This is a genomic window from Sediminibacillus albus, from assembly GCF_900101125.1.
In the GTDB taxonomy this organism is placed as follows: Bacteria; Bacillota; Bacilli; order Bacillales; family Amphibacillaceae; genus Sediminibacillus; species Sediminibacillus albus.
In genome coordinates, this window is record NZ_FNFL01000002.1 from 60733 (window position 1) to 73822 (window position 13090).

Annotated in this window: 7 protein-coding genes; all 7 read left to right on the forward strand. The window is 45.6% G+C overall.

Annotated elements, in window-relative coordinates; genetic code table 11:
- Positions 1-386: 386 nt before the first annotated feature.
- Entirely contained in the window at positions 387-1235 is an 849-nt protein-coding gene (locus BLR93_RS06535) for an AraC family transcriptional regulator (RefSeq protein WP_245690082.1), read from the forward strand.
- A gap of 98 nt (positions 1236-1333) precedes the next feature.
- Entirely contained in the window at positions 1334-2485 is a 1152-nt protein-coding gene (locus tag BLR93_RS06540; RefSeq protein ID WP_093212511.1) for a Gfo/Idh/MocA family protein, read from the forward strand.
- 12 nt (positions 2486-2497) lie between these two features.
- Positions 2498-3694: a dihydrodipicolinate synthase family protein gene (locus BLR93_RS06545; protein ID WP_093212513.1), complete on the forward strand. Its 1197-nt coding sequence runs from the start codon at positions 2498-2500 to the stop codon at positions 3692-3694.
- Positions 3676-4497, forward strand: a complete 822-nt coding sequence (locus tag BLR93_RS06550; RefSeq protein ID WP_093212515.1) for a sugar phosphate isomerase/epimerase family protein — start codon at positions 3676-3678, stop codon at positions 4495-4497. Before BLR93_RS06545 ends, BLR93_RS06550 begins: the two co-directional genes overlap by 19 nt.
- Before the next feature lie 317 nt (positions 4498-4814).
- On the forward strand, positions 4815-9938 hold the full coding sequence (locus tag BLR93_RS06555) for a GH92 family glycosyl hydrolase (protein ID WP_175559280.1): 5124 nt from the start codon (positions 4815-4817) through the stop codon (positions 9936-9938).
- Between the two features lie 556 nt (positions 9939-10494).
- Entirely contained in the window at positions 10495-11244 is a 750-nt protein-coding gene (locus BLR93_RS06560) for an ABC transporter ATP-binding protein (RefSeq protein WP_245690101.1), read from the forward strand.
- On the forward strand, positions 11244-12890 hold the full coding sequence (locus BLR93_RS06565) for a hypothetical protein (protein WP_245690083.1): 1647 nt from the start codon (positions 11244-11246) through the stop codon (positions 12888-12890). Before BLR93_RS06560 ends, BLR93_RS06565 begins: the two co-directional genes overlap by 1 nt.
- The last annotated feature ends 200 nt before the right edge of the window (positions 12891-13090 follow it).

Sequence of the window (13090 nt, forward strand, 5' to 3'; positions counted from 1 at the left end):
CTCTACTTTCCCGTGAAATCGCTCGACTTTATGCAGGAGTCGCTCTACTTTCGCGGGAAGTCGCTCTACTTTGCCCTGGGATTGATCTACTTTCACGGGAAGTCGCTCTACTTCGCCGGGATTGTTCTACTTTGGCAGAAAGTCGCTCTACTTTGCCCTGGGATTGCTCTACTTTCACAGGAAGTCGCTCTACTTCGCCGGGATTGCTCTACTTTGGCAGAAAGTCGCTCCACTTTGTCCTGGGATTGATCTACTTTCACAGAAATCGCTCCCTTCACCGTATTTTAACATCGGAAACCTGCATGTAAATCTATACAATTTCACTAGTTTAAGTCATGAAACGTTGTCTATGGTAATATATAAAATAATAGAGATACCCATTATGATTGGAGAAAAGAATCAGGGAGCTGGTAAATATCGATAGCATTAACCTGGATTTATCGAATAAAGGCATTCGGCTCTATGAAAGCAACCATTTGGCTGGGGACTTGGTCAGCGAGCACCATCACCAGGTCCATCAAATTTTGTATGCCTTGGAAGGAGAGGGAAAAGCTGTCCTTAATGGGGAGAGTTTTTCGTTTAAACAGGATAACGTGGCCGTTATTGTTCCATACTCTGTCCACTCGATCGTCTCCGATTCGAAATTGACAGTGCTTGTTCTTGCCTTTGAGCACTCTATTTTGCAGCCATCCGTCAGCAGAGATTTACTTCAATCTTTCTTTTCAGCCACGCAATTGGTGAAGCTCCATCCGTTTGACGGCAGCAATGTCAGACAGCTGCTGCGCAAAATGTTATATGAGCAGTCCCAGGGTGAAGCCATCAATTATGTGGCAATGAAGATTTTTTTGTCCGAATTGTTATTAAAGTTTGCCAGATCGTCAAACGAGTCAGAAATGTTCGACGCGAACGTCCTACGTGCGGAGCGATTGCGCAATTATATAGATACCCATTATTTTGAAGTGATCAGTTCAACTGATTTATCCTCTAAGTTAGGCATAAGTACACGTCACCTGAACAATATTTTCAAGGATAGGTACCAGGTGACTCCGATGCAGTATTTAACAGAAGTTCGGGTCGATTTAGCGAAGCAGCTATTAACGGAAACCAGCAAAGACATCGCATCGATTTGCTTTGAAGTTGGTTTTGAGTCGCTTTCTACCTTTTACCGGACCTTTAAAAATACAACCGAGGTTTCACCGAATAAATATCGTACCGCCTACAAAAAAATTATATAATTTATTTCCGATATTAAGAAATCCGTTCTTAGATTAATAAGACGGATTTTTTTGTTGCCATTATGATAAGAGTATCAGGAATGAAAGGGGATACATATATGGCAAACCAAAAACTTGGAATCATTATGAATGGTGTAACGGGCCGGATGGGAACGAACCAGCACCTGGTTCGTTCCATTGTAGCTATCAGAGAACAAGGCGGGGTGGCATTAAGTAATGGCGACACTCTGATGCCGGATCCGATTCTTGTAGGAAGAAACGAAGCGAAATTGAAAAAACTGTCCACTGAATATGGAATAGACCGCTGGAGTACGAATCTGGAAGAGGCGCTTGCGGATGACTATAATGAAATCTACTTTGATTCCCAGACAACAGTAAGACGGGCAGACGATATCCGCCGGGCAGTAAAGGAAGGGAAGCATATTTATTGTGAGAAACCAACGGCAACTAGTGTGGAAGAATCTCTGGAACTGGCTAAGCTGGCCAAAGAGGCGGGCGTGAAAAATGGCGTTGTCCAGGACAAACTGTTCCTGCCTGGTTTATTAAAATTACAAAGACTGATTGATGCAGGCTTTTTCGGAAAAATTTTATCCGTGCGGATGGAGTTTGGCTACTGGGTGTTTGAAGGCGACTGGCAGGAGGGGCAGCGTCCTTCCTGGAACTACCGTGAAGAAGATGGCGGTGGAATTATTGTCGATATGTTCGCCCACTGGCGTTATGTAATTGATAACTTATTCGGACCGATCCGTTCCGTTTCATGTCTGGGTGCCACCCATATTCCGGAACGTATCGATGAAAAGGGCAAACCGTATACGTGTACAGCGGATGACGCTGCATATGGCACATTTGAATTAGAGGACGGCATTATTGTTCAGGCAAACTCTTCATGGGCCGTAAGAGTCAACCGGGATGATCTATTAACGATTCAAGTTGATGGTACAGAGGGAAGCGCTGTGGCTGGGCTTCGTGATTGCAAAACCCAGCATCGCGTGAACACTCCGAAGCCGGTCTGGAACCCAGATATTCAAAATCCGCATGATTTTCTTGCCCAGTGGGAAGAGGTTCCTGATAACCAAGTATTTGATAATGGCTTTAAAGTACAGTGGGAGTTGTTCCTGAAGCATGTGTTCGCTGATGAACCTTTTCCTTGGGACTTATTGGAAGGCGCTAAAGGTACGCAATTATCTGATCTAGGTTTGAAATCCTGGAAAGAAAGATGCTGGGTCGATGTACCAGACTTGCATGTATAGGAGGGGCTACGAATGGTTGGCAAATTAATATTACCTGGTGAGGGCCGGACGCTTTACAGCTATCAGCCGAGAGATGCCGCCCCTTTTCATATCCCGAATGGAAAAACCCTTAATAGCCGTACGGCGTTTTCTGCCGCCCATGTCGTGGCGGACCCTTTAGCGGACACAGACCCGCTGTCAGACGGGCAAATCGATTGGGACACAACTATGGCATACAGACACCACTTATGGTCGTTAGGGCTGTCGGTAGCGGAAGCGATGGATACCGCCCAGCGTGGGATGGGGCTGAGTTGGAGCAGGGCGAAAGAGCTTATCCACCGTTCGGTCAAGGAAGCAAAAGCAGTCGGCGGCAGGATTGCCAGCGGTGCCGGAACAGATCAGTTAGCTCCAGTACCTGAAGTAACTCTGGAGGATGTCGAAGCTGCTTACGAAGAGCAGTGCGGGTTTGTCGAAAAGGAGGGCAGCCAGGTTATCCTAATGGCCAGCAGAGCGTTAGCTGCTTGTGCCAAAGGGCCGGACGATTATGTTTGTGTATATAACAGGGTGTTAAGCAATGTTTCCCAGCCGGTTATTCTCCACTGGCTTGGTGATATGTTTGACCCATCCTTACAAGGATACTGGGGACACCGGAATTTGGATGAAGCGATGGATGTCTGCCTGGGTATTATTCGAGAGAATGAAACGAAAGTGGATGGAATAAAAATATCCTTGCTGGATGCAGACAAAGAAATTAAGATGCGGCGCCTGCTTCCTGGAAGTGTCCGTATGTATACAGGCGACGATTTTAATTATCCGGCATTAATCAAGGGAGACGAGCAAGGATATAGCCATGCGCTGCTTGGTATTTTTGACGCAATAGCTCCGGCAGCGGCATCTGCTCTTCATGCTTTGGAGGAAGGAAACCTAACAGCCTATGATTCGATTCTTGATAAAACGGTTCCGCTTGCCAGGCATATTTTCCAAAAACCTACCTTTTCCTATAAAACAGGAGTTGTGTTCATGGCTTATTTAAATAACCATCAGCCTCATTTCCGGATGATTGGCGGGATGGAGAGCGCGCGCTCCATTACACATCTTGCTGACTTATTTGTGCTGGCAGATCAGGCAGGATTATTGGAAGAACCGGAGCTGGCGGCAGAACGGATGAAGATTGTCCTGGCACAAGCAGGGATTGAACAGGGGGATAAGCAATGGATGATAAAGGCTTAATGGAGAAACTAAGTTTAAACCAGATTACAACCGAACAGTGGGGAGTGCAGGAGGCTGTCGATGGCTGTGTCCGTGCAGAAATCCCCTGGATATCGGTGTGGAGGCACAAAGTAGCAGAAATCGGCTTACAGGAAAGTAAACGAATCCTCCAGGCTTCTGGGATGAAGGTGTCGAGTCTATGCCGGGGCGGCATGTTCCCGGCAGCGACTGCCAGGGAAAGGGAAGAGCGCCTTGAGGATAACCGGCGGGCGGTTGAAGAAGCAGCCGAGCTTGGGACAGATACACTTGTACTCGTTTGCGGGCCTGGTCCTGACCGGGATATTGATACATCAAGAAAATGGGTGGCAGATGGAATTGACAAGCTTGTGCCGTTTGCCCAGTCTTATGGTGTAAAGCTGGGAATTGAGCCGCTGCACCCGATGTATGCAGCTGACCGTTCCGTCATCTCCACCTTAGGTCAGGCAAATACGATTGCCGAACAATACCATCCTGGCCAGGTTGGGGTTGTTGTCGATGTCTTTCATGTCTGGTGGGATCCGGAGTTATACCAACAAATCGAACGGGCAAGCAGCAGAATCGTTGGTTTCCATGTTTCCGATTGGGTCGTTCCGGTTCCGGATATGTTCAAAGGCAGGGGAATGATGGGGGACGGTGTGATAGAAATCAACCGGATTCGACAAGCTGTACAAACGGCCGGATACCATGGTCCAATCGAAGTGGAAATAATCAATCAGGCGATTTGGGATCGAAAAGGGAATGAGGTTTTGCACGAAATAAAAGAACGTTACCAGCAGCATGTATAAGGTTCTAGTCGTGTTGAAAAAGGCTCTATAAAGGCAGCCCTAAATAGGCCGCCCTATAGGGTCTTTATATGACGTTTTTTAATGCTAGTCTGTAAGTCCCGTTTCCCGCGCACACAAATCAATTGAATCCAACTATATAACTGTTTTTTGACGAATCGTGGGGGAAAAGTTGAGAGATTTTTGTTGCCTCCTATATAATGAACTCAATAAATGTAAGCGCTTTAAATGGCGGCCGGGGAGGTGATCGTCAGCATGGTTTAGTAACACTGGAATAACTGAAAAACTATTAAAAGCAATAATTAGGGGAGGGTGAGTATATGAAACGAATTTATTTTTCGAGGAATTTTTCAGCATTATTAATTTTTGTTTTAATCGTACAAATGGCCTCTGTTCCAGCAGTAAATAAAGTGAAGGCAGAAGAAGCCGGACAAACAGATTTCTATACGTCTTTTGAAGAGGATGAACCACAGCTGGACTGGGAAAATGCCTTAGAGGTTGTCGATGGGGAAGAAAAGGTTTCGGGTGTAACAGGGGAGGTGCCCTATGACGGTATTCAAGGAGATATTACCCCGCTAGTAGAAGAGGTGGCCGCCAGTGCGGAAAACGAGCCCAATGAAACAGCTGCTCATTTAATTGATCGCAGCAGCCAGTCCAAATGGCTGGCATTCGAACCAACAGCCTGGATTGAAATGAGGTTCGCTGACCCGCAAAAAGTCATAAAATATGCGTTCACTTCTGCTAATGACGCTCCTGGAAGGGATCCGCAAAACTGGACAGTTTACGGTTCCAATGATGGGGAGGATTGGACAGAACTGGATGTTCGCACCGATCAGGAGTTTGAAGATCGCTTTCAAAGGAAAGTTTTTGAATTTGAAAATGATGAAGCCTATACACTTTATCGTTTTGATATAACAAAAAATGCAGGTGACGGACTGACGCAATTAGCAGAGATTGCTCTGTCAAACGGGCAAGATGTTGAACAGCCGGAGTTATCCTCAGGTATGAAATCGTATTTGGGTGATGGACCAAACAGAAGCTATACAGGGAAAACGAATGCCGGCTGGTCGGGTGGTAATGCTTTGGCGTACGAAGGCACACATAACCCGGAAGATAGAGCTTTTTCTTACAATAAAGTGCTTGATGTAAATATAGATATTACTTCTCAGTCAAAACTCTCCTATTATTTACACCCTCAATTTATGGATGATGCACAACTGGATTATTCAAGCACCTATGTGGCGGTTGATCTGGCGTTCACGGATGGGACATATCTTAGTGAACTCGGAGCAACGGATCAGCATGGCATTGAATTGACTCCGCAGGCTCAAGGTAATTCGAAAACAGTTTATGCAAATCAATGGAACTATAAATCTGCTGAAATTGGTACTGTTGCAGAAGGGAAAACAGTAGACCGTATTCTAGTTGCCTATGATAATCCGGAGGGCCCGGGTGTGTTTGCAGGAAGTATTGATGACATTAAAATTGAAGGAAACCCGGAGGAAGCCACATATGAGAGTCCGGTAGATTATGTGAATATATTACGAGGAACCAATTCCAATTCTACTTTTTCCCGGGGAAATAACTTTCCGGCTGTCGCTGTCCCACATGGATTTAACTTTTGGGCGCCGGTAACCGATGCCGGTTCGACAAGCTGGCTGTATTCCTATCAACAGGCGAACAACTCGGATAATCTGCCAGAATTGGAGGCATTTTCTCTGAGCCATGAGACAAGCCCGTGGATGGGGGACCGGCAGACATTCCAAGTCATGCCTTCCGCCGATGAACAACCTAGTGCGGATCGTGACGAGCGGGCACTAGCGTTTAAGCATGAAAACGAGATAGCTAAACCGCACTATTACAGTGTCGAATTTGAGAATGGCATTCAAACGGAAATGACTCCGACAAACCGGGCGGCCATGTTCCGTTTCACGTTCACTGGCGATAATGCCAATCTTATTTTTGACAATGTCAATAACAACGGCGGTTTAACGCTTGACCCGGATAACCGGACAATCAGCGGTTATACCGATGTAAAAAGCGGTCTTTCCACAGGTGCAACCCGGATGTTTGTTTATGCGACCTTTGATAAAGAAGTGACCGCAAGCGGGAAATTAACCGGTGAAAATAGAGACAATGTTTCCGGTTATTATGGTTTTAATGTTTCTGAAGATAAAACGGTGACGATGAAAATTGCCACCTCTTTGCTTAGCTTAGAACAAGCAGAAAAAAATCTGGCACAGGATATTAAGCAAGAAGACACCTTTGATCGTTTAAAAGAACAGGCAAAACGAGCATGGGAGGAAAAGCTGAATATCATCGAGGTGGAAGGAGCTAGCAAGGATGAGTTGACTACGTTGTACTCCAATATGTACCGCCTGTTCCTGTATCCAAATGTCGGCTACGAAAACACTGGCACAACAGAAGATCCGACATATCAATATGCCAGTTCCTTTTCCGAGCCAACCGGAGACAATACAGCAACGGAAACAGGAGCAAAAGTGGTCAATGGCAAGGTATATGTCAACAATGGTTTTTGGGACACGTACCGGACATCTTGGCCCGCATACTCCTTGTTGACACCTACCCAGGCTGGAGAAATGATAGACGGTTTCGTCCAGCAGTATAAAGATGGCGGATGGATATCGCGTTGGTCGTCTCCAGGCTATGCGAACTTGATGGTCGGCACCAGCTCAGACGTGGCATTTGCCGATGCCTATCTTAAAGGGGTAACCAATTTTGATGTCGATGCCTTCTATGAGTCAGCGATTAAAAATGCTGCCGTCCGAAGCGACGATGACAGCGTTGGCCGTAAAGGGCTCGCCTCGTCGATTTTCGACCGTTATACCAATACGGCTACCGGGGAAGGCATGTCGTGGGCAATGGATGGGTATATCAACGATTTTGCGATCGCCAATATTGCCGAAAATCTGGCAGAAAAAACTGGAAAGGATAACTATGAAACAGATGCCGCCTACTATAAAGAGCGGGCGGGCAATTACGAGGAAATGTTCAATCAAGAGGCAGGCTTCTTTATGGGCCGCAATCCTTCGGGAGCATGGCGGGCCGATGCTGAATCGTTCAATCCGGCAGAGTGGGGCGGTGACTACACAGAAACAAATGCCTGGAATATGGCTTTTCACGTGCCGCAGGATGGACAAGGCCTTGCCAATTTATATGGTGGGAGAGCAGGACTGGCTGACAAGCTGGACCAGTTTTTCTCTACTAAAGAAACAGCAGCGCACCCGGGGCATTATGGCGGGGTGATTCACGAAATGCGCGAGGCGAGAGATGTCCGCATGGGAATGTATGGTCACAGCAATCAGCCGGCACATCATATTCCATATATGTATAACTATGCTGGCCAGCCGGAAAAAACACAGGAAAAGGTCCGCGAAGTATTATCGCGCCTGTACTTGGGCAGTGAAATCGGACAGGGATATCCAGGCGATGAGGATAATGGTGAAATGTCTGCATGGTACTTATTCAGTGCTGCCGGTTTCTATCCATTGCAAATGGGATCACCGGAATATGCGATTGGAGCACCGTATTTCGAAAAGATGACCATTCATCTAGAAAACGGCAAGGACATCGTCATCAACGCTCCTGAGGTAAGTGACAAAAACAAGTACGTGCAAAGTCTGAAAGTAAACGGAGAATCGCATGAACAGCTCACACTCAACCATGAGACAATAGCTGATGGGGCGGTCCTTGACTTTGAAATGGGTGATTCTCCATCAAATTGGGGAAAAGGGGAAGAGGCACTTCCAGATTCGATTACTGATGCGAAAACCGACGGCTCCGTGCTGTCTGTTGATCCGCTTCACGATTTAACGGATAACAACGAAGGAACCACGTATTATTCGGATCAAGGTACTGCAGATAGGTTGTTTGACAATACTTCCAATACAATGCTATCTCTTGAGAGCGAGGAGCCATGGGTGCAATACAACTTTGCCGGCGATGCTCAACATGCGCTGATGTACACTGTTACTTCCGGTCAAGAGCAGCAACAGGATCCTAAGAAGTGGTTATTAATCGGTTCGAATGACGGGGAAGAATGGACCGTGCTTGATCGTCGGGAAGAAGAGAAATTTCAATGGCGTAACTTTACCCGTCCGTTCTCGATAGAAAATCCCGGGAAATATCAGTTTTATCGCCTTATCATAAAAGATAATGCAGGAGCAGATCAGACGACGATTGGCGAGTTAGAACTGCTTGGTTACGGCGATACAGGAGAACGATTTGCTGATGCAGCCAAGGAAGTAAGCGACTTTGCCGCTTCAGGCGATCTTGCGAAACAGCTGGAAAAACAACTGCAGAAAAAGCTCGACCAGTCCCGCAGCCAGTTTGATAAATATCACATGAAACAGTCGCTTAAGAAGTTGGATGATTTTATCGATAAATTGAATGAAAAATCGTCCGATATTTCGGAGGAAGCAAAGCGCCAGCTAAAAGCGGATGCTAACGTATTGAGAGAAATGGTCTCAAACTTTGTTGGCCGAGAACCCGCTTCTGGAAAGGGGAAATGGAAATATCGCGATGAAGTTGCCCAAACACCTATCTTCGAGTTTGCCAGTCTGGAAGCGAATGCCGTCGAACCAGAAGAAGATGCGACGGTATCCGTTAAAGTGAAAAATATCGGTTTAATGGAAGGGGAAAAACAGATTGATATTTCCCTTGATGGCGAACTGTTGGAATCAAAGACAGTGGCCTTGGAGCCAGATGAAACCGAAAGGGTCACCTTTACCATCCCGAATGTACCAGCAGGTATACACCAGGTTCAGGTCAACGACTTGTCTACTGTCCTCCATGCTCTTTATGCTGGTCAGCCTGTGTTGGAACTAGGATTCAACGAGGAGAATATCGGCGATATCATTGACAGCTCGGCCTATGGCCACGACGTGTCCGTGAGCGGTAATGCTTCTGGAGCAGAAGGGAAGTTTGGTAAAGCTCTACGCCTGGACGGCGGTTGGGCTGAAATTCCCCATTCGGCATTACTGAATGGAGGTAAACAGTTGTCGCTCAGTTTTTGGGTAAATCTTGATGATGCTGGCATGGACCAGAAAATCATCGGGAAAACATCAATCGGCGACGGCTATGTGGTCGGCGTCGAAGAAGGAATCTATCCAGAGCTGTGGACGGAGACAGGAAGACTCTCCTTTAAAGAAGGGACAATTCCATCCCATGAGTGGACCCATCTTGTTTTGACTTGGAAACAAGGTGAGCAGTTTACTGCCTATATGAATGGAGAAAAAGTGACGGAATCTCCAGCAGGATCCAGTCCCATCGCTGATAATGAAAATGAACTGATTATCGGCGGTGCGCCATGGAATCCAAACTCTTTACAAATGAAAGGCAGCATCGACGAAGTAAAAATGTATAAGGAGGTACTGAGCGGGGAGGAAGTGAAACAACTGTATCAGAACAATACGATAAACTAATCTTTTAAAACCACTTCATAGATTGCTTAGAGAGCTTTAACGAATATTACTTGAAAAGGGGCTGTCCCATTAGTCATGGGGCAGCCTTTGTTAATAAAGAGATGGGGATTTTCCGTTTCGACAGGCATTTTTAGTCTGCTATCGTTTTTTTCTGATTGTTCATTCTGCAACTATCTCATTATTTCTGCCTGAAATTGCGTTGAATTATATCCAAGAAGACAGTAGCGACAGGTGGTATGTGAGCTCGATAGTAGAACAATCCAGCTAGCATAGGCAACCTACGAAACTCTAGTAGGAACAGCAGGTGCCTGAAGCCGTGCCCACGGAAAGCGAACTATGGTACCGAAGCGAACCAAAGCACTAATTAAGAAAAAAGAGTAACTTAGATCGTTAGGAAGCTCAACGACGCACTGTTTCGAGTGTGTCTTTTTTATGTTGAAATTGCTTTCTCACAGAAAGGAAAATTATGTTAAGGTAAAAGTACATATTTGTTAAGAAGGTGATGGTGAACGTGGCTAATCAGGAAGAAAAAATTCTTTCCCTGACCAACTTATCGATGAGCTATGGCGGGGACCTGGTATTGAGATGGATTGATTTGGACGTGTACCGCGGCCAAATCATCGGATACATAGGACCTAATGGTGCTGGAAAAAGCACCACTGTGAAAATCATGCTCGGACTTGTGGAAGGGTATAACGGAACGGTCGAGATCTTCGGACAGGACATTGGCAATGGAGATCCTTCGTATAAACGGAAAATCGGCTACGTTCCGGAAAATGCGGAGGTTTATGACAACTTGACTGCTTGCGAATATCTTACGTTTACCGGAGAGATGTACGGAATGGATGCCGAAAAAGCAGAACGGAAGGCCCTGCTTTTACTCGACAAATTTGACATGCGCGGCGTATTTCATACGAAGATCTCCTCTTTTTCCAAAGGAATGAAGCAAAAAGTACTAATCATATCCAGTCTGCTGCACGACCCTGATTTACTATTCCTCGATGAACCGCTAAGCGGACTTGATGCGAACAGCGTGATGATTATCAAAGAAATTCTTGCGCAGCTTGCTGCAGAGGGAAAAACGATTTTTTACTCCTCTCACATCATGGAAGTGGTTGAAAAAATAAGCAGCAGGATCGTACTACTGGCAGACGGTAAGATCGTCGCTGACGGGACTTTCGCTGAATTGCAAGCCAAGAATGAAGAAGGGACATTGGAAGAGATTTTTAATCAGCTGACCGGATTTAATGAGCATCGCGAGATTGCCAAATCGTTCGTTTCCATCGTCCGAGAGGGTGGAAGCTGATGATGAAGAACTTCCTATCTTTGCGAATGCTGGATTTTTGCAGCCGCTTGTTTACCATGCTGGGAGTCGATTATCCGGTCATGCGGCGGATTTTGCAGGTGAAATTGACGATGGACCAGCGGCGAGTCCCGACAATTTTTGAACAGTCGAAGACCAAAGAGGGAAATCAATTTATCAAATCACTCGGACTTTATGCTTTTTATGGATTGATTCTCGTTCCTTTCATTATTTTTGGTGATTACTATCTGTTTCAGATGACCCTCGTATTCGCCATGATGATGTTTATCCTCATGACCACCATGATTGCTGATTTTTCTGCTGTCCTGCTGGATGTAAGAGATAAAAACATTCTCAACACAAAACCTGTCAATCAGCGGACAGTCAGTACAGCGAAGGCGGTTCACGTCTGTATTTACATGATCCAGCTAACCGGCGCCTTTGCGGCAGTTCCACTGCTAGTCGGTTTGTTTGTCAAGGGTGTACTGTTTACGGTTATATTTCTGTTCGAGCTTTTATTGGTTGGGATGTTGATTGTTGTATTGACAGCACTCATCTACATATTTATTTTGCAGTTTTTTGATGGGGAACGATTAAAAGACGTCATCAATTACGTGCAAATCCTGCTATCGGTCGGTATTGTCGTCGGATTCCAGGTAATGGCCCGAGTATTCGACTTTTCCGATTTGAACGTCGATTTTACGTTTCAATGGTGGCATTTACTGCTCCCCCCGATATGGTATAGTGCTCCATTTGAATGGTTACTGAATGGAAACTCTGCCAGCTATATTATTGGCTACTCGATTATGTCTGTAGTAGTTCCGATTGCAGCAATCGTTCTTTATAGCAGACTGCTTCCTTCCTTCGAACGTAATTTGCAGAAGCTGCTGCAATATAGTGGAGTAAACAAGCGGAAAGCTTATCGGCTTGATCAATTACTGGCAAAAATCGTTTGTAAAACAAAAGAAGAACGGACATTCTACCGTTTTTCCGCTCTGATGATGAAACAGGAGCGACAGTTTAAGCTTAAGGTTTATCCATCGCTTGGATTTGCCTTTGTGTTTCCGTTCATTTTTTTATTTAATGAAATTAGCAGGAATGGATTCGGCAGTTTACCTGGAAGCAAGTATTTCTTGACCATTTATTTTGGCAATATCATGATTCCTGCCGTCGTTCATATGCTCAAGTTTTCCAGTAACTATAAGGGGGCATGGATATTTCGGGCGGCTCCAATAAGGAATGAAGCTATTTTTTACCAGTCAGCTTTAAAGGCCTTTTTAACTAAGCTGTATTTGCCCCTTATGGTTTTGCTTAGCATTATCTTTGTATCCATGTTTTCGTTTCGGATAGTACCGGATGTGATTGTGGTGTTACTGGCTGGCGTACTGCATGCCTTGTTGTCTTATAAACTATTAAACAATCAGACCCATCCTTTTTCCCGTTCGTTCGAATTCGCTTCCGAGGTGGATACGGCCAAGAACATTATCTTAATAGCGATTATTGGCGGATTTGCGGTATTGCATTACCTGGCAACTCTTGTGCCATACGGAGTGCTTGGTTATCTGGGAATCGTACTAATTGCCGTATTTATCAGTTGGAGGCTTGTGTTTCCGGCAAAAGAAAAGAAGTTGCTGATTAGCCAGGCTTGATGACCGTCCAAGGATGGGTTTGAGGAGGTGGATGAAAAACTATCGTCTGCCTTCATACCATTATGCCAGTTTCATAACCAGTTGATCCCCTCCTATATGATAGGAGGGGTTTTTTGAACCCCGAGGCAGTGTGCAACTACGCCTCTGCCTTTACCAAGGCTCACCACCCGGCGGGTTTCCTTTCTGATGGTAATTCCAAC

Excerpts from the sequence above, each read along its gene's own strand:
- BLR93_RS06540 (WP_093212511.1), top strand. The coding sequence starts at position 1,334 with ATGGCAAACCAAAAACTTGGAATCATTATGAATGGTGTAACGGGCCGG.
- BLR93_RS06560 (WP_245690101.1), top strand. The coding sequence starts at position 10,495 with ATGAGCTATGGCGGGGACCTGGTATTGAGATGGATTGATTTGGACGTG.
- BLR93_RS06550 (WP_093212515.1), top strand. The coding sequence starts at position 3,676 with ATGGATGATAAAGGCTTAATGGAGAAACTAAGTTTAAACCAGATTACA.
- BLR93_RS06545 (WP_093212513.1), top strand. The coding sequence starts at position 2,498 with ATGGTTGGCAAATTAATATTACCTGGTGAGGGCCGGACGCTTTACAGC.
- BLR93_RS06555 (WP_175559280.1), top strand. The coding sequence starts at position 4,815 with ATGAAACGAATTTATTTTTCGAGGAATTTTTCAGCATTATTAATTTTT.
- BLR93_RS06565 (WP_245690083.1), top strand. The coding sequence starts at position 11,244 with ATGATGAAGAACTTCCTATCTTTGCGAATGCTGGATTTTTGCAGCCGC.